The following is an 18,881-nucleotide window of genomic DNA, read 5'->3' as shown; positions in this document are numbered from 1 at the left end:
TTGGCTCTTATGTAGTCTTAATATTTCTAAGAATTACTGACCTTTAACTTCTTTAAGACCATTGTACGGTGCTTTATCACCTAATTGCTCTTCAATACGAAGCAATTGGTTGTACTTTGCAACACGGTCAGAACGGCTCAATGAACCTGTTTTAATTTGACCCGCAGCAGTACCCACTGCTAAATCAGCAATTGTTGAATCTTCAGTTTCACCAGAACGATGAGAGATAACAACGGTAAAACCAGCGTCTTTAGCCATTTTAATAGCCGCTAACGTTTCAGTTAGTGAACCGATTTGGTTAAACTTAATTAAGATTGAGTTAGCAATACCGTTGTCGATACCACGTTTTAAAATCTTAGTGTTTGTTACAAATAAATCATCACCTACTAATTGGATTTTATCACCCATTAGTTTAGTTTGATGTGCAAAGCCATCCCAATCAGACTCATCAAGGCCATCTTCGATAGAAACGATTGGGTAGCGAGTAGTAAGATCTTGTAAGAAGAAGTTAAATTCTTCAGAAGTGAATTTTTTGCCTTCACCTTTAAGATCGTAAATGTTTGCTTCTTTGTCGTAAAACTCAGACGCAGCACAATCCATCGCTAAAGTAATATCTTTACCTAGCTCGTAACCTGCGTTTGCAACAGCGACTTTAATTGCAGCAAGAGCCGCTTCGTTAGATGCAAGGTTAGGCGCAAAGCCACCTTCATCGCCAACAGCTGTTGAGTGGCCATCTGCTTTAAGTACTTTTGCAAGGCTGTGGAAAACCTCTGCGCCCATACGTAGGCCTTCGCGGAAGTTAGCAGCGCCAACAGGTTGGATCATAAACTCTTGAATATCTACAGAGTTATCTGCGTGTTCACCACCATTGATAATGTTCATCATTGGAAGTGGCATAGAGTAAACCCCCGGTGTGCCGTTTAAATCAGCAATGTGCTCGTATAGTTCTACTTTTTTAGACTGAGCTGCTGCTTTTGCAGTAGCTAGTGATACAGCTAAGATTGCATTGGCACCTAATTTTTCTTTGTTCTCGGTACCATCTAAATCTAGCATGACTTGATCAACAACGCTTTGCTCTAACGCGTTTTGACCAGCTAAAGCGTCTGCTATTTCGTTATTTATAAAACCAACAGCTTTTAATACGCCTTTGCCTAAATAACGTGTTTTGTCACCATCACGTAACTCTAATGCTTCGCGAGTACCTGTAGATGCACCTGAAGGTGCTGCAGCACGGCCCCATGAACCGTCAGCTAAATGTACATCAGCTTCAACAGTTGGGTTACCACGCGAGTCCATAATTTCGCGACCGATTACTTTTACGATTTTTGACATCTTGTTTCCTCTATATTCCCAAAATGGTGAGTTCGACTAACCTTACTATGTTTTATATAGTTTATACCAATTGCATTAAATTAGTGAGCTATTATAGCGCTAAAAAAAAGCTCAATAACAAGGCCGAAATTATGACATATAGTTGTTATATATCAGTAATTTTAACGCAGTGAGTGAGTTATTTAATGCGATACAATGTTCATATTTTTAATAAAGTTGGTATTAGTCAGCCCTTAAAACAAAAAAACCGTGCAATAAGCACGGCCTTTTTAAATTACGATGACGCTTTTTGGTGGATATGAGCGGCTGCTACAAACCCTTCAAATAGCGGATGACCATCACGTGGCGTTGACGTAAATTCCGGGTGGAATTGAGCGGCAATAAACCAAGGGTGATCTTTATTTTCAATAATTTCTACCAGTTTTTTATCTTCTGACAAACCAGTAAAGCTTAAACCCGCTTTTTCTAGTTGCTCTACAAAGTTATTGTTCACCTCGTAGCGATGACGATGACGTTCTACAATTTCATCACTACCGTACATTTCATGCACTTTAGAGCCTGGTGTTAAATGACATTTTTGTGCGCCTAAGCGCATTGTGCCACCTAAATCAGATTTTTCGCTGCGTGTTTCAACATTACCTTCAGCATCAAGCCATTCAGTAATTAAACCAACAACGGGTGCAGCAGACTTTGCATTAAACTCTGTTGAGTTAGCATCAGTAAGACCGGCAACATTTCGTGCATATTCAATAAGTGCTACTTGCATACCTAAACAGATACCTAAATAAGGCACCTTGTTTTCACGCGCGTATTTAGCCGCTAATATTTTACCTTCAACACCACGACCACCAAAACCGCCAGGTACTAAAATAGCGTCTAAATTAGATAACAACTCAACACCTTTGCTTTCAAGGTCTTGTGAATCTACATATTGAATATTAATGGTTAAACGGTTTTTAAGACCTGCATGCTTTAATGCTTCGTTAACTGATTTGTAAGCATCTGGTAGTTCAATATACTTACCTACCATACCAATAGTCACTTCGCCTGTAGGATTAGACTCTTGATAAAGCACTTGTTCCCACTCAGCTAAATCAGCTTCAGGTAGGTCTAAGTGAAAACGACGACATACAAAATTATCTAATTCTTGCGACTTTAATAACGCTGGAATTTTATAAATACTGTCTACATCTGGTAGTGAAATAACCGCTTTTTCTTCTACGTTTGTAAATAATGAGATTTTTGCACGCTCATTATTTGGTAATTTACGGTCTGAACGACAAATAAGAATATCTGGTTGAATACCTACTGAGCGTAACTCTTTAACAGAGTGCTGAGTTGGTTTTGTTTTCACTTCACCCGCTGGGCCTAAAAATGGCACTAGTGTTAAGTGAATAAATAGTGCGCGTTCGCGGCCTATTTCAGTTCCCATCTGGCGAATTGCTTCAATAAACGGTTGTGATTCTATATCACCTACTGTGCCGCCAATTTCTACAATAGCGATATCATAACCTTCAGCACCGTCGTATACACGTTGCTTTATGTCGTTAGTAATATGTGGAATAACCTGAATAGTCGCACCTAGGTATTCACCACGGCGCTCACGACGTAATACGTCTTCATATACACGGCCTTGTGTGAAGTTATTACGACTAGTCATTTTAGTACGGATAAAACGCTCGTAGTGACCCAAATCAAGGTCAGTCTCTGCGCCGTCTTCTGTAACGTATACTTCACCGTGCTGAATTGGGCTCATTGTGCCTGGGTCAACGTTGATGTAAGGATCCAGCTTTAAAATGGTAACATTTAAGCCACGGGCTTCTAAAATAGCGGCCAGTGAAGCTGCGGCAATACCTTTACCCAACGAAGAAACAACTCCGCCAGTAACGAAGATAAATTTTGTACTCATGCGAACCCTAGAATATCAGGAATTAAAAGGAATATAACACCCAAAGAAGAGCCTAAGGGTATATCATCAAGACGGGGCGAAATTGTACCAAAACGCTGCTAATCAATCCAGCTAAAATGTGTAAATACACGCACAAAAAACACACACTATTTAAGTACATGTTTATCTTAGAGGTTGACTTTACAACAGTGAATTGAGTTTTTATAAAAATAAAGCCTATTTAACCTGAACTCTGGTTAAGAGATTTACTAACGTATTGAATCATGGCGATATTTAAATTTATTTTCTCTAACCAGAGATTTTCAGTGAAAACAAGGCGAATTTACGCCTCAATAGCGGGCCTATTGCAAGTAAATTCAACGGAGTTAGCGCTGAAAATAGCTGCTCGAGATAGATTTATTATCCAGAGCTCAGGTTATTTAATACGTTACTCTTAACAAATAGGCGATCACGGTACGTAAATTGACTAGGGCGTGTTGATCTTTGGTGGTTCGGTTTGCAGCAGACTATTTGGTTTTTAGGTAAGGCAAGGCGAGCCTATGGTGTGTGGTTATTCCCTATAAAGAGACTAAAACGCAGCATAAATGTCAAACATGCGCTGCCCTTTGAGTTCCTTCCTGGGACGATTAACTCTTTATTGCCAAAATAGATGTAGGTAAGTGTCGTGAGCAGGACGCAGAAGCTTTGCTCGGTTTTTACTTGTTTTTACACGGATATAATCCAAAAGAGTAACGTAGGAGCAGTTACCGAGCCTACTAGGCTACACATCTCACGCTGCGATTTAATCCCCCTATATTGAACACGTTTCAGTCCATAAAGTTCAACACGCCCTAAATCACCTCGCTTTTTTAATCGCATCCCATGCACTGTCCATTTCCTCAAGGGTGGCTGTATCAAGGCATTTACCTTGGGCATTTAAATACGCTTGAACTTTTTCAAACCGAGCTGAAAATTTGTCATTAGCACTGCGCATAAGTTGTTCCGGATCCCGTTTTACATGGCGTGCCACATTGACTGTAGCAAAAAGCAGGTCACCAAGTTCTTCTGCGGTATGATCTGAATATGGGTCATGCTCCAGCGCTTCTTTTACTTCATTGACTTCTTCGCTGACTTTTTCAAGTGCCCCATGATAAGTAGGCCAATCAAAACCAAGTGAGGCAACACGTTGCTGAATTTTTTTAGCTTTGCTTAAACTTGGTATATTTACAGGGATATCTTGCCAAAGTGACGGTGTACTTTTATCTGCTTTTTCACTTCGCTCTTGTGCTTTAATTGACTGCCACTGCGCTGACAGTTGCTCGTCTGTTAACTCTTTTTTGTCACCAAACACATGGGGATGACGGCGTGTTAGCTTTTCGTTCAGCTGATTGATCACATCATTAAAATCAAATAAGTTTTGTTCTTGGGCTATTTGCGCATAAAACACGATTTGAAATAATAAATCACCTAATTCATTTTTAAGCTCACCTAAGTTGCCAGATTCAATGCAATCGGCTACTTCATATGCTTCTTCTAGTGTATGTGGCACGATAGATTTAAAATCTTGCTTTAGGTCCCACGGGCAACCGCCCTTAGGATCTCGTAATATTTTCATTATACTAAGCAGTTGTGTCAGGGGGGTATTATCAGTCATATTTAATGGCTACGCTTGGCATCGTGAACACCTTCAATTTGGTGTAACTTTGAAAGTACACGGTTAGTGCCAGATAAATCATGCACTTCTATTTGCATGTTAAACACTGCTAACTGATTAGCTTCTACCGTATTTACGTTCATGTTTAAAACATTTACTTTTTCATTAGCTAGGACTGAACTAATATCGCGTATTAACCCTGATCTATCACTTGCTTCAATTTTAATACTCAATGCATACGAGCCATTAATGTCATCAGACCAACTTACCGAAATTACGCGCTCTGGGTGTTGAGTCTTTAAGTTATTAAAAGAGTCGCAATCATCCTTGTGAACACCAATACCACGGCCTTGTGTTATATAACCAATAATTTCATCACCCGGTACTGGACGACAACACTTAGCTACATGGCTCATTAAACTACCCACGCCATCAACCACTATACCGTTTTTATCACCGGTTACTTTGCTGGGGGCTTTAATACGAATTACCGGCTCATCTTCTGTCCGGTCGGTCACAAAATTAAGCATTTGATTTAAGCGCACATCGCCAGCACCAATCGCAACCATCAGGTCATCAAGCTCTTTAAAATTAAAGCGCTTTATGGCGGGCTCTAAATCTTTGTATGTTAAATTGAGTTTTTGTAGTTCGCTGTCGAGAATTTCTTTACCAGCACTGAGGTTTTTATCGCGGTCGAGTTGTTTAAACCAATGGTGTATTTTAGCTCTCGCACGTGATGATTTAATGTACCCTAATGACGGATTTAACCAATCACGACTTGGATTAGGCTGCTTTTGGGTGAGTATTTCTACTTGATCCCCTGTTGTAAGCTGGTGCGTAAATGGTACTATTTTGCCAAATACTTTTGCACCAATACAGCGATGCCCAACGTTTGAGTGAATATAATAAGCAAAATCAAGCGGTGTTGCACCTAGCGGTAAATCAATAATATCGCCGCTTGGGGTAAATATATAAACACGGTCTTCAACTACTTGGTTTTTAAGTTCTTCGGCCAGGTCACCACCATCAACCACTTCTTCTTGCCACTGAAGTAACTTACGCAACCAACTGATTTTTTGCTCGTAGCCTGAGCCACGACCTGGTAATGCACCTTCTTTATATATCCAATGGGCAGCCACACCCAACTCTGCATCTTGATGCATGTCGCTGGTGCGAATTTGTATTTCTACCGTTTTCCCTTCAGGACCAAATACCACAGTATGAATAGACTGATAGCCATTTTGTTTTGGCGTCGCTACATAATCGTCAAACTCTTTATTAAGATGGCGCCAATTTGTGTGCACAATTCCCAATGCGCCGTAACAATCTTGCAAACGCTCAACTACAACTCGCATTGCACGAATATCAAAAAGCTGATCAAACTCGTAATTTTTTTGCGCCATTTTTTTGTAGATACTGTAAATATGCTTGGGACGTCCATACACCTGCGCTTCAATACCCGCTTCTTTTAGGCGATCTTTAACCTGCTCAACCATATTTTCCATGTAAGCTTCTCGGGCTAAGCGTTTATCGTCGAGTTGTTTAGCTATGCTTTTGTATCTATCAGGGTGAAGGTATCTAAACGATAAGTCTTCAAGCTCCCACTTTAATTGTCCTATACCTAATCGATTAGCCAACGGAGCAAAAATATCAGCGGTTTCTTTTGCTGCAATAACCCGTTCTTCTTCATCAGCATTTTTTACATTGCGTAAATGACACACCTGCTCAGCTAACTTGATAACCACGGCGCGCACGTCTTCCACCATGGTTAGCAGCATTTTTCGAATATTATCGACTTGCGCTGTGCCTTTACCTTGATGGGACAACGTACTAATGGTAGCCATTTGCGCAACGCCCGTTAAAAGCATCGCTACATTATGACCTAACTGCTTCTCAACAATTTCAAGCGATACTAAATCACTCAAAAAATAAGGTGTTAAATACGCAGTAGCTAGCGATTCAGCATCAAGATTTAACTCAACTAAAATCTCAACCATTTCAATGGCCATATTTTGTCGGCTTTGGCTATCGCAGTTAATACAAAGCGCTTGCGCTTGATTTAATAACTCGGCTCTTTCGGTAGAAAGGTCGAGTGATTTAAGACGCGCGGCAAAATCACCTGTTTCATCTTGTTGATGCGATTGACGTGTAGCTACCATAATGCGTTCTACCTCCGTTGAAATAACGCCATAGTTTCGATATGCCCTGTATGAGGAAACATATTCATTAGCCCTATTTTATTAAGCTCAAAGCCTGCTTGCGAAATAATAGCGCTGTCACGGGCTAGGGTAACAGGGTCGCAAGAAACATATAAAATTGTTTTAAACTGTTTTAAAGGTAATTGCTCTAATACAGCCATTGCACCAGTGCGTGAAGGATCAAGTACGAGCACATCTAAATTATGAGTAAACCATTGTGCTTTTTCAATTTTTTGCGTTAAATCAAAACAATGAAATTGCGTATTATCAATAGAGTTAGTTTGCGCATTTTGAGCTGCCATTGCAACCGCTGAAGCCACTCCCTCAACACCAATTACCGTTTTTGCTTGTTTTGCCAGCACGAGTGAAAAATTACCAATGCCACAAAATAAATCTAATATATTTTCATCACCACTTAGGTTAAGCCAATCTGCGGCTTGCTTTAGCATAGCCTCATTAACTTGTGCATTTACTTGAATAAAGTTACCTAAACCAAATTCAAATTTAAGATCAAATTCTTTAAGGTAATAAAACGGCATTGCTCTATGCGAGTGATCAATAACATCACTTTCATCTTGCCATATAACGACATAATGATTATTTGTAGTGGCTTGTACTACTAACGCTTTAATCTCATCTGGTATTGCTTTTGTATGGCGAATAACAACAAAATTTTGCTCATCACCTTGGCATAACTGTAAATGGCTTATGCAGTGCAGCGCTTTATGCTGATTAATCACTTTATCAAAAAACGTAAATACGTCTGCATATGCTTCACTTAATATGGCGCACTTAGTAACACTTACAATATTTTTTGAACCACTTGCTCTGTAACCCACCTTCATTTTTTTAGCTGCTTTGTCAAACATCACCGCTATACGAGCACTTCGTCTGTAATGTTTAGGTTTACTTAATAATGGGTCTTGCCAATTTAGATTGTTTTGTTTAGCAAACTTTTCAAATAATTGATTAACTGCTGTCTGTTTTTCAACAACTTGTTGACGTGCATCTAAGTGTTGTAATTGACACCCGCCGCAATGATTGTAGTGCTCGCAAAAAGGAACTACGCGCATATCACTTGCTTTAATAACCTTCTGAGTTACTGCACTACTGTAGCGAGCTTTATCATCAACGATTGTTACTTTAACCTGCTCATTAGGTAAAGCGCCACTGACAAAACATACTTTATTGTTATATTTTGCGATACCACGCCCTTGATGATCCATTGTTGTTATATCAAGCACTACTGACTTTTGTTGTAGTGGTTTTTTTTCGCTTTAAAAATTTGTGCCATTTGGCATACCTTAAATAAATATTGGTTAAAACAATTACTTTTTGACGGTTGTAGATATTTTGAGAATAGGTGTCGAACCGTATATACTCAAAAGATACTAATAATGATAAAAATGCTGCCATTATGACCAAATTAGGCCTACGCGATTCTGTTTTAACCTTGACCCTGATCCCAACGGTGATCATTGGATTGTTGCTTGGTGGGTATTTTACAATAAATCGTTACATTGAGCTTGATGAAATTTTATATCAGCAAGGGACAACGATTTCAGAACCCCTTGCTATTGCGCTTGAGCAGCCATTACTTGATAAAAATAAACAATTACTCAATCGCTTAATTAGTTTTACGCATAACAGACACTCCCCTGCAATTAAATCAATTGCCATATTTGATGTTAATAACCAACTTTTAATGACCAGCAATTATCATCGCTCTTTTAATAAACTAATTAGCCAAGAGTCATTACAAAACCTGCTCACAACTAAAGTGCAAGAGTCTGAGGATCTCATAACATTTTTCACGCCTATTATTAATCATTTAACCTATGATACAAAATGGGATTCGCCTGCATTTCAAAGCCCTTTGGGCACTGTTATTTTGCAGCTAAATAAAGATGAAGCAATTATTGGCCAACAGCGCGCATTACTGGTCACTGGCGTTGTAATTATTTTATCTCTTGTACTTGCCGCTATTTTAGCTTTTAGGTTAAGCCGTATGTTTATGATACCGCTTAATAAGTTAGTACTTGCAACTGACAAACTTGTTGAAGGAAAAAGAAGTACAGGGCTTAACGACAACATGATAGGTGAATTTGAGTTACTTCGTGAAGGCTTAAATACGATTGCTCACACAATGGTGATGCAAAAAGACGAAATGCAAAAAAATATTGATCAGGCAACTAGCGACTACCGCGAAACACTCGAACAATACGAAACGCAAAATATTCAGCTCTCTTTTGCTAAAAAAGAAGCACAGGATGCTAATCGCGTTAAGTCTGATTTTTTAGCAAAAATGAGCCACGAGCTTCGCACACCTTTAAATGGCGTAATGGGCTTTACTCGTCAATTGTATAAAACACCACTTAATAAACACCAAAAAGACTACCTCGATACCATTATGCTGTCGGCCAACAGCTTAATGACTATTATTAGTGACATTTTAGATTTTTCTAAATTAGAAGCCGGCGCAATGGAGCTTGAATCTATACAGTTCCAATTACGTGACTCAGTGAATGAAGTTATGACATTACTCGCACCAAGTGCGCACGATAAACAACTCGAGTTATCTATTTATATTAATCATCAAGTGCCTGATGACTTAACAGGTGATCCCACTCGATTTAAGCAAGTACTTATAAACTTGTTGAGTAATGCGATTAAATTCACCGAAAAAGGATCTATTAAGGTAGATGTTAGTTTCCGCTTACTAGATGACGAACGTGCCTCAGTACTGGTTTCGGTAACTGATACTGGTGTGGGTATCCCAATGGATAAACAAGATTCGTTATTCACTCCATTTGGCCAAGCCGACTCAAGTATTACACGTAAATTTGGGGGGACAGGTTTAGGGCTTATTATTACCAAGCATATAGTAGAGGCTATGAATGGCCGCATAACACTAAATTCAGCACCGGGTAATGGTACGTGCTTTACCTTTAATAGTGTGTTTAATTTACCAAACCATGTATTTACTAACGACTTACCAAGTAAATCACTTATTGGTAAACGCATCTTGTATTTAGAGCCTCACGAACATACTCATCATGCTGTTTTGTCACTATTAACTCAATGGCAAACCAATGTTACAGCATGCTTCAACGAAACCAGCTTTTTAGATGCCATTAAAAGTAATGACTTTAAATACGATATTTGTTTAATAGGCCACATGGCATCTGTAGATGACATGCAGCAATTAAAAGGCTACATAAAATCAGTTCGCGAATCTACCGACTACTTATACCTGATGCTAAATACTGTTTCGCATAATATGCGTGAAGCGTTTATAGGAAGTGGTGCTGACGCATGTTTAAGTAAACCGCTTAATCATCGTAAATTATGTGAACTACTTGCTGCACCTTACAGACTGGACCACCCTGTACATAATATTGAGCAAAATGAGCATCAATTACTTCCACTTAAAGTACTTGTAGTTGATGATAACGACGCCAATTTAAAGCTTCTGCATACTTTATTAAGTGAACAGATTGAAATAATAGAAACCGCTCATAATGGTTCACAAGCATACAGTTTGAGTAAAAGTCATAAATACGATGTGATTTTTATGGATATTCAAATGCCAATTATGGACGGCATAACGGCCTGTAAACTCATACAGGAATCATCACTTAACGAGGACACACCAATTATAGCTGTAACTGCACACGCCCTTCATAGCGAAAAAGAACAGCTATTAAAAGATGGCTTTAAAGGTTATTTAACAAAACCTATTGATGAAGATATGCTTAAACAAATTATTAGCGACCATAGCCCGCAAACACCTATAAATCGTGATAAAACTAAAATAGACATACCACAAAGCCCAGCTCCATTTCAAAGCAGTCGAATTGATTGGCCCCAAGCACTGCAACGGGCTGGCGGTAAAAATGAATTAGCCTTAGAAATGCTCAACATGCTATTACTGAGCGTGCCAGAGACTCTAAAATTACTCGTTAAAGCTATTGATGACAAAGATTGCCAGCAAGTCCTTAGTATTATTCATAAGTTTCATGGTGCATGCTGTTACACAGGCGTACCAAAACTTAAGTCATTAGCTGAAACAATAGAAACATCACTCAAAAGTAACTGCATTTTAGATAATATCGAGCCGGAGCTGTTTGAGCTACAAGATGAGCTTAAAAATTTACTGGTAGATGCCAATGTAACTGAGCTACACAGGTAGTTGACTGCGCTAAAAGTAAAGTCGCTTCAATGACTGTTATTTACCTTTTTAATACAAAAAGCGCGGTTACAAACCGCGCTTAAAAATTAAAGATATTTGATTTATGCTATAAATTTAGATTCTAGCTTCAATCATTAATCGTTTCATATCACGAACTGCTTTATCTAGTCCATCAATAGAAGCACGAGCAATAATAGCGTGACCAATATTAAGCTCATAAATTTCTGGCATAGCAGCAATTGGTTTTACGTTATGATAATGAAGACCATGTCCTGCATTAACAATTAAGCCTAAACTCGCTGCGTATTTAACACCTTGACGAATATGTTCAAGCTCTTTTTGTAAATCAATATCATTTGTTGCATCAGCGTACGCGCCCGTGTGTATTTCTACATAAGGTGCACCACATGTTTTTGCTGCATCTAATTGTGCTTTGTCTGCATCAATAAATAGCGATACTTTAATCCCTGCGTCGGTTAACGTTTTAGTGGCAGCTTTTATCTTTTCGATATTGCCCGCTACATCTAAGCCGCCTTCTGTTGTTAATTCTTCACGTTTTTCAGGTACTAGGCATACGTATTCGGGCTTAATGTCGAGTGCAATTGCAATCATTTCATCAGTAACAGCTGTTTCAAGGTTCATACGAGTTTGAATGGTTTTAGCCATCACATAAACGTCACGATCTTGAATATGGCGTCTGTCTTCACGTAGGTGAATCGTTATGCCGTCTGCACCAGCGTGCTCAGCAACACTTGCTGCATGTGCTGGATCTGGGTAGTTAGTTCCACGCGCTTGGCGAAGCGTTGCAATATGATCTACGTTTACACCCAAAAGAATATCTTTCATTATTTTACCTGTAAAATTACGTTTATTGAGAAGCCAAAAATAACTCGCGGCTTTTTAATGGCTTATTACCTAACAAAGGCTTTAATAAATATCGACTTAATTGTTTTGCCACATATAGCACATCAGCTTGGCTAAAGTCATGATTCGCTATCGCATTAAGCTGAAAACCGCTAAAACCAGAGCGTGTATCTTCTTGCACTAAAAATCCAACCTCAGAAAAATAACTATACGTTTGCTTTTCATCTATTGGCTCACCGCTGGCATCAAAATTAAAATCGACACCATAACCGAGTAGTTCTAATAATTGAAATTCATAAGAACGAAGTACCGCTTGAAGATTAGCGCCGCTGTTTAAATTTCCTAGATGAGATTTATATAGCTCAAATACTTGTTCAATTGGCTCATTAACAGGAACAACCCTATTAGTCAGCTCATTCAAATAAAAACCACAATAAAGCTCATCGCCCTTTAAAAAGTGCGAGTTACCATGCAGTTCAAACCTATTGATATATTTTAAATCGTACTTGCCGCTGTAATTAACAAGGAGTGCCTGAAATGGCTGAAGTTGTGCTTTATGTTTAGTGGCCTGGCGACCACTAATTCGAGCCAGCATTCTTAGCTGACCAACGCCTTCTACTAACATATCGAGCATCACTTGGGAGTCACTATAAGGACGTCGATGCAACAAATAAGCAGTGTAGAAGTCGCTATCCATAAACTATGCTGCTTATGCGTTTAGTCTTCACCATAACCTAGGCTTCTAAGGGCACGTTCATCATCAGCCCAACCAGACTTAACTTTAACCCAAAGCTCTAAAAACACTTTGTTATCAAGCATTTCTTCTATGTCTTTACGAGCTTCACGGCCAATGGTTTTTAGCTTTTCGCCTTTATTACCAATAACCATGCGTTTTTGTGTTTCGCGCTCAACAAGAATTAACCCATTGATGTGCCAAATACCGTTGTCTTGCCATTTAAACTGCTCAATTTCAACAGTCACAGAATACGGTAGTTCTTCACCCATAAAACGCATTAGCTTTTCACGAATTACTTCAGCTGCCATAAAGCGCATTGAACGGTCAGTTACATAATCTTCAGGAAAGTAAAATTCACAAGGAGGTAAGCGTTTAGTGACTTCTGCTTTGATTAAATCAACATTTTTACCTTGCGTTGCCGATACTGGCATGATGGCAACAAAATCAAACTTATCACCTAACCACTTCATATGAGGCAGTACAAGGTCACGGTCTTTAACTTGGTCTATTTTATTAATAACCAATAATACCGGCTTACCACTTTGCGATACTTTATTTAGTACCATATCGTCATCGGCATTCCAATGAGTGCCCTCAACTACAAAAATAATAAGCTCAACATCACCAATAGAGCTAGACGCGGCACGGTTCATTAAGCGGTTAATGGCTCGTTTTTCTTCAACATGAAGCCCTGGCGTATCAATATAAACCGCTTGGTGTTTACCTTCGGTATGAATACCCATAATACGATGGCGTGTTGTTTGCGGTTTGCGTGAGGTAATGCTTACTTTTTGCTCAATAATTTCATTAAGTAAAGTTGATTTACCAACGTTTGGACGTCCTACAATTGCGACCATGCCACAAAACGTATCTACATCACCTTCGCGATGTTTTATTAGGGTATCAAGATTCATTTTTAATTATCTTCAATGCTTTTTCAGCAGCTTTTTGTTCGGCTTTTCGGCGCGAGCTACCAACAGAAATTATGCTATCCATTCCATCAACAATACATTCAACCGTGAATGTTTGATTGTGCGCTTGACCTTGTGTATCAACAACTGTGTAGCCAGGTAAAGGCAACTTACGGCCTTGTAGATGCTCTTGCAGCAGGGTCTTCGGATCTTTTTGATTAAGCCCTGGTGAAATAGCATCCAGGCGTGATTCGTACCACGCCAATATTAGCTCGCCGCAACGGTCAATTCCTGAATCTAAAAATGCAGCACCAATAATTGCTTCTACTGCATCGGCAAGCGTTGACTCGCGACGAAACCCGCCACTTTTAAGCTCGCCCGGACCCAAGCGTAAATAATCACCCAGACCAAATTCAAGTCCAAACTCAGCAAGAGTTTGACCACGTACAAGTGTAGAACGCATGCGACTTAAATCGCCTTCACGTGCTTTAGGAAATTTGGCATAAAGTGCGTTCGCAATCACAAAGCTCAAAATTGAGTCGCCTAAAAACTCCAAACGCTCATTATGTTGACCTTTGTGGCTGCGGTGCGTCATTGCCTGTTCAAGTAAACCTTGATCAGCAAATTCATAGCCGATTTTGTTGTATAACTCTGTTACATTTTTTTCATTGTTACTGAATATTACCTAGGCGTTCAAAGCGAACACCAGTTGGAACCCATCCTGGTAAAATATCGTCAGGGCCATTCTCAAATTCAAAACTCATCCATATAAAGACAGCTTTCCCCACCAAGTTTTCTTTTGGTACAAATCCCCAAAATCGACCATCTTCACTATTATCTCGGTTGTCACCCATCATAAAATAGTGATCTGCGGGTACAACCCACTCATCGGTGCGAGTACCAGCTTGTCTAAAGTAACGACCTTTTTTCTCTGGAACCTCAGGGTAAATTAAAATATCGTGACCATCTTCTGTGAGCGATTCATTTATTCGAACCGATTCCATGCCTTCTAGCATAAATTCGCCTCTATCTTTCACTTCCATGTCAATTTTGTTGTACTCACCACATTGTAGGTTACTGCGGCTTAATTCACCTTCAGCACACTTTGGCTGAATATATAGGTGCTTATCGCGGTATACGACTTTATCGCCGGGTAACCCTATTGTTCTTTTAATGTAGTCAATTGTTTCATTACCAGGAAACTTAAAAACAACAATATCACCACGTTCAGGCTCGTCCATCTCAACTAATTGAGTACGCCAAACAGGATCTTTTATACCATATGAATACTTCTGCACTAAAATAAAATCGCCCACTAATAATGTTGGCATCATTGAACCTGATGGAATTTGAAATGGTTCAAAAATAAACGATCTAAAAATAGTAATTGCAGCAATCATTGGAAAAATCGACTTTGCTGTTTCTGTTAGTACTGGTTCTGGTGCAATTAATGCCGCAGTTTCTTCATCTAACGGCGCTCCAGCAGACCTTTGCGCTATCGCTAAGCGCTCTTGCCTTTTAGGTGCATACATTAAGTGATCTATTAACCATATTAAGCCTGAGCCTAAGGTTAATAGCACCAATAAAACTGAAAAATAACCAGCCATTTATAATCCTTTGTTTTTATTTACCAACTTTTAAAATAGCTAAAAACGCTTCTTGAGGCACTTCAACATTACCTACTTGCTTCATACGTTTTTTACCATCTTTTTGCTTTTTAAGTAACTTTTTCTTACGACTCACATCGCCACCGTAACACTTAGCAATTACGTTTTTACGTAACTGTTTTACCGTAGTACGGGCAATAACATGTTGTCCAATCGCTGCTTGAATCGCAATATCAAACATTTGACGTGGGATAAGTTCTTTTAGTGCATCAGCTAATTGACGACCACGAGACTGCGCACCGTCTCTGTGAACAATTATCGCAAGTGCGTCAACGCGCTCTCCATTGATCAAAATATCAACACGCACCATATCTGATGTTTGAAAGTGTTTAAAGTTATAATCAAGCGACGCAAAACCACGGCTTGTTGATTTTAATTTATCAAAAAAGTCCATTACCACTTCAGCCATAGGTAGCTCGTAAGTAACAGCTACTTGCTTTCCGTGATAAGTCATTTTTGTTTGGCTACCACGTTTTTCAATACACAGAGTAATAACATTACCTAAGTATTCTTGTGGTACCAAAATATTAGCTTCAACAATCGGCTCACGAATTTCTACAATATCGTTTACTGCAGGTAAATTAGACGGGTTATCAATCTGAAATGTACCTTCTTTAGTAACTATCTCATAGATTACCGTAGGTGCCGTTGTAATTAAATCAATATCGTATTCACGCTCTAAACGCTCTTGAATGATTTCCATGTGTAGCATACCTAAAAAGCCACAGCGGAAACCAAAACCTAATGCAGTTGAATTCTCTGGTTCAAAGAATAACGACGCATCGTTTAAGCTTAGTTTATTAAGCGCATCACGGAATGATTCATACTCATCTGATGCAATTGGGAACATACCTGCATAAACCTGAGGCTTAATTTTTTGAAAGCCAGGTAAACGAAGTGGAGCCGCATTTTTTTGATGAGTAATAGTGTCACCTACTGGTGCACCATGTATCTCTTTAATACCCGCAATAACAAATCCTACTTCACCGGTTCTTAAAATACCGGTGTTAGTTTGCTTAGGTGTAAACACACCCACTTGGTCGGCAGTATGTATATGCTCGTTCGACATTATTTTTATTTTGTCGCCAATGCGTAATTCACCGTGCTTAATACGCACTAGTGATACAACGCCTTGGTATGGGTCAAACCAAGAATCGATAATAAGTGCTTGCAGAGGTCCATCTGTATCGCCTACTGGCGGCGGAACATCTCTAACAATCATTTCAAGAACTTCGGCAATACCTACACCCGTTTTAGCGCTACATTGCACTGCATCAAGGGCATCAATACCAATAATTTCTTCAATTTCTTCTGCAACGCGCAAAGGATCCGCTTGCGGTAAATCGATTTTATTAAGTACTGGAATTACTTCTAATTCCATTTCAATAGCGGTGTAACAGTTAGCTAATGTTTGTGCTTCAACGCCTTGGCCTGCATCAACAACGAGTAGTGCACCTTCACATGCAGCTAAAGAGCGCGATACTTCATATGTAAAATCAACGTGTCCTGGAGTATCAATGAAATTAAGTTGATAAGTTTCGCCATCGTTCGCTTTATAATTCAACGTCACACTTTGCGCTTTAATGGTAATACCACGTTCGCGCTCAATATCCATTGAATCCAAAACTTGTTTTTGCATTTCACGGTCGGTTAAACCGCCACAAACTTGAATCAAACGATCTGAAAGGGTCGATTTACCATGGTCAATATGGGCGATGATCGAAAAATTACGGATATGCTTCATAAACTGGATTCTATACTTCTATTTTAATGGACTAAATATGAATACCTAAGTGACTTGAAAATACTTGCTTTAGGATGCCATAAGCTCAGTTTGTAAATTACAGACTCAACTTACACTTTTTAAGGTAGGCTAAAACTATTTTATTCTTTAAATAACAAAAAGTTACGACTAGTTAACTCAAACAACTCAATCAGATAAAATAATTTTAAAACCATGGTTCCCTGTATTTCCAAGTTACTTTGGTATAAAACGGCAATTTTACATTTAATTGGCGTCAATCACCATCTATTTGAGTTAAAGGAATACTAATAGGATGAATTTTTATTACTTTTATATCGTGTTTAAGCGATTTAACTCGTGTTTTAGCTATAAAAAAACCAAAAACACCACCAAAAGCTGCTGCTAGAATTTGCCAGCCTTCTGTAACTTTAAAAAGTTCAGATGTTGTTAAAGCAAAAATAAGGCTTAAAAATAACGGAAGCATGTACACAGCAAAAGCATGTTTAACAACGTGACTGTCATCTAACGACAACGTAACTTTTTGACCTACCACAACAGATGAGTCAAATTTATAGGGGAGTGTTTTTTTAGCTGTGCCAAATAATTTACTAAATACTTGTGAACCGCAACGACCATTACAGCCTGCACACGCTTGCTTTTGTTCTGCTTCTAAGTCTGCAATGTGGCCGTTAATGGCCACAACAGTGAGGGTTTGTTCAATCATAACAATCCTTACAAATCGTTTATAAGGCGCGAGTTACTGACTCTGCAATTGCTTTTGCAGTCATACTCGGTACATTACCAACAACCGATACATCAAAATTACCGCCGTTATGTACATATACCGTCGTTGCACCAGAGGTTAATGCACCGCTTAAACGCTTGCCTGGTAAAGGACGTTGTATAAATACCGAAATTTCAACAAAACCATCAGAGAACAAGTAATAGTCTGTTAATTCGTTATTTAAATCGAGCTTATGTCTGTCTGATTTTAGTAATTCAAAGCCATCCGGTAACCAACTAATTTGCCAGTTAGTAGCTGTACTGTCTTCGTTTATAAGTGCATCGTTTGGTAAAGGCGTTGGAAAGTTTCGATTGAGCACTTCTAGTAACATACCTGCTGGCTGCTCTGTCACACTAATGTGAGTAAGCTGTAACTGCTCTAAGGCCTCACCTTCATGGTTAACGTACGCGGCTTTTAGTAACAACGACGACTCCATATCCAGCCAAATCCAATAATTATATTTATACTCGTCTTTAGATTCTATGCGAACTAGTTGTGCAGCACGCCCTGCAATACGACCTTTCCCGCCTAGTACAAAATCATAGTGCGCGCTTAAGCGATCTATATCTTTAAAAAGCACTTCAGGGATTGGACCCGCTATTGAATCTGTTTTTAGGGAGTATGGTTCTGACTGAGGTTCAAAATAAGTAACTTGGTTGTCAATACGGACCATTTCAAGCCCAGCACCGTTAAGTAAACTTAAATGCTCAAGTTCTGTGTCACCTTGTAAAGCATGCACCCATCGGTAGGGCTCCATTGTTTTACCTTTGACAACCACAAACGAAGCGTCAAAATTACGGGTGTGAACGGCATTAGCCATTTTTAGTAATAAATCTTTGGCAGGATTTGTGTCGTTGGCAAATGCATTAAAGCTTACTACCAACGACAGAACAAAAGTGATTACTTTCATT

Annotated in this window: 13 protein-coding genes and 1 pseudogene; 1 reads left to right on the top strand and 13 read right to left on the bottom strand. The window is 39.1% G+C overall.

Features of this window, described 5'->3' with window-relative positions; genetic code table 11:
* Positions 1–33 precede the first annotated feature (33 nt).
* The 5 genes and pseudogenes from eno to rlmD all read right to left on the bottom strand — a co-directional run bounded on the left by eno (position 34) and on the right by rlmD (position 8,366).
* Complete coding sequence (gene eno / locus P20652_RS10965; RefSeq protein WP_008168032.1) at positions 34–1,332, bottom strand: phosphopyruvate hydratase; 1,299 nt, start codon at positions 1,330–1,332, stop codon at positions 34–36.
* 274 nt (positions 1,333–1,606) lie between these two features.
* The gene (locus P20652_RS10970; RefSeq protein ID WP_033017359.1) at positions 1,607–3,241 is read right to left on the bottom strand and encodes a CTP synthase; all 1,635 of its coding nucleotides are present in this window, start codon (positions 3,239–3,241) and stop codon (positions 1,607–1,609) included.
* A gap of 835 nt (positions 3,242–4,076) precedes the next feature.
* Positions 4,077–4,874 carry a nucleoside triphosphate pyrophosphohydrolase gene (gene mazG, locus P20652_RS10975; RefSeq protein ID WP_008168029.1) on the bottom strand — a complete coding sequence of 266 codons (798 nt, stop codon included), beginning with the start codon at positions 4,872–4,874 and terminating at the stop codon, positions 4,077–4,079.
* Between the two features lie 2 nt (positions 4,875–4,876).
* The gene (gene relA / locus P20652_RS10980; protein WP_008168028.1) at positions 4,877–7,033 is read right to left on the bottom strand and encodes a GTP diphosphokinase; all 2,157 of its coding nucleotides are present in this window, start codon (positions 7,031–7,033) and stop codon (positions 4,877–4,879) included.
* 8 nt (positions 7,034–7,041) lie between these two features.
* Positions 7,042–8,366 (bottom strand): annotated as a pseudogene (gene rlmD, locus P20652_RS10985) (23S rRNA (uracil(1939)-C(5))-methyltransferase RlmD).
* 123 nt (positions 8,367–8,489) lie between these two features.
* Here rlmD and barA point away from each other — a divergent pair.
* On the top strand, positions 8,490–11,264 hold the full coding sequence (gene barA, locus P20652_RS10990; RefSeq protein ID WP_008168026.1) for a two-component sensor histidine kinase BarA: 2,775 nt from the start codon (positions 8,490–8,492) through the stop codon (positions 11,262–11,264).
* 114 nt (positions 11,265–11,378) lie between these two features.
* Here barA and pdxJ read toward each other — a convergent pair whose 3' ends face one another.
* From pdxJ to P20652_RS11030, 8 genes are all read right to left on the bottom strand, one after another.
* A complete protein-coding gene (gene pdxJ / locus P20652_RS10995; protein ID WP_008168025.1) occupies positions 11,379–12,110 on the bottom strand; it encodes a pyridoxine 5'-phosphate synthase in 732 nt (243 codons plus the stop codon).
* 22 nt (positions 12,111–12,132) lie between these two features.
* A complete protein-coding gene (gene recO / locus P20652_RS11000; RefSeq protein WP_008168024.1) occupies positions 12,133–12,825 on the bottom strand; it encodes a DNA repair protein RecO in 693 nt (230 codons plus the stop codon).
* 20 nt (positions 12,826–12,845) lie between these two features.
* Complete coding sequence (gene era, locus P20652_RS11005; protein ID WP_008168023.1) at positions 12,846–13,778, bottom strand: GTPase Era; 933 nt, start codon at positions 13,776–13,778, stop codon at positions 12,846–12,848.
* Positions 13,768–14,457 carry a ribonuclease III gene (rnc, locus tag P20652_RS11010; RefSeq protein ID WP_033017358.1) on the bottom strand — a complete coding sequence of 230 codons (690 nt, stop codon included), beginning with the start codon at positions 14,455–14,457 and terminating at the stop codon, positions 13,768–13,770. Before rnc ends, era begins: the two co-directional genes overlap by 11 nt.
* Entirely contained in the window at positions 14,447–15,382 is a 936-nt protein-coding gene (gene lepB / locus P20652_RS11015; protein WP_008168021.1) for a signal peptidase I, read from the bottom strand. The genes rnc and lepB overlap by 11 nt, the downstream gene beginning before the upstream one ends.
* 16 nt (positions 15,383–15,398) lie before the next feature.
* Positions 15,399–17,186 (bottom strand): translation elongation factor 4, encoded by a 1,788-nt coding sequence (gene lepA / locus P20652_RS11020; RefSeq protein ID WP_008168019.1) that lies wholly within the window; start codon positions 17,184–17,186, stop codon positions 15,399–15,401.
* A 274-nt stretch (positions 17,187–17,460) separates the two neighbouring features.
* Positions 17,461–17,910, bottom strand: coding sequence for a SoxR reducing system RseC family protein (locus P20652_RS11025; RefSeq protein ID WP_008168016.1), 450 nt, complete (start codon positions 17,908–17,910; stop codon positions 17,461–17,463).
* A gap of 19 nt (positions 17,911–17,929) precedes the next feature.
* On the bottom strand, positions 17,930–18,880 hold the full coding sequence (locus P20652_RS11030; protein WP_007581719.1) for a MucB/RseB C-terminal domain-containing protein: 951 nt from the start codon (positions 18,878–18,880) through the stop codon (positions 17,930–17,932).
* Position 18,881 lies beyond the last annotated feature (1 nt).

This window comes from Pseudoalteromonas sp. BSi20652 (genome assembly GCF_000239855.1).
GTDB lineage: Bacteria > Pseudomonadota > Gammaproteobacteria > Enterobacterales > Alteromonadaceae > Pseudoalteromonas.
This window is presented reverse-complemented; position numbering and strand designations above follow the sequence as displayed.

Bases quoted from the DNA above. Each gene is read 5' to 3' on its own strand.
- eno (WP_008168032.1), bottom strand. From the start codon at position 1,332: ATGTCAAAAATCGTAAAAGTAATCGGTCGCGAAATTATGGACTCGCGT.
- P20652_RS10970 (WP_033017359.1), bottom strand. From the start codon at position 3,241: ATGAGTACAAAATTTATCTTCGTTACTGGCGGAGTTGTTTCTTCGTTG.
- mazG (WP_008168029.1), bottom strand. From the start codon at position 4,874: ATGACTGATAATACCCCCCTGACACAACTGCTTAGTATAATGAAAATA.
- relA (WP_008168028.1), bottom strand. From the start codon at position 7,033: ATGGTAGCTACACGTCAATCGCATCAACAAGATGAAACAGGTGATTTT.
- barA (WP_008168026.1), top strand. From the start codon at position 8,490: ATGACCAAATTAGGCCTACGCGATTCTGTTTTAACCTTGACCCTGATC.
- pdxJ (WP_008168025.1), bottom strand. From the start codon at position 12,110: ATGAAAGATATTCTTTTGGGTGTAAACGTAGATCATATTGCAACGCTT.
- recO (WP_008168024.1), bottom strand. From the start codon at position 12,825: ATGGATAGCGACTTCTACACTGCTTATTTGTTGCATCGACGTCCTTAT.
- era (WP_008168023.1), bottom strand. From the start codon at position 13,778: ATGAATCTTGATACCCTAATAAAACATCGCGAAGGTGATGTAGATACG.
- lepB (WP_008168021.1), bottom strand. From the start codon at position 15,382: ATGGCTGGTTATTTTTCAGTTTTATTGGTGCTATTAACCTTAGGCTCA.
- lepA (WP_008168019.1), bottom strand. From the start codon at position 17,186: ATGAAGCATATCCGTAATTTTTCGATCATCGCCCATATTGACCATGGT.
- P20652_RS11025 (WP_008168016.1), bottom strand. From the start codon at position 17,910: ATGATTGAACAAACCCTCACTGTTGTGGCCATTAACGGCCACATTGCA.
- P20652_RS11030 (WP_007581719.1), bottom strand. From the start codon at position 18,880: ATGAAAGTAATCACTTTTGTTCTGTCGTTGGTAGTAAGCTTTAATGCA.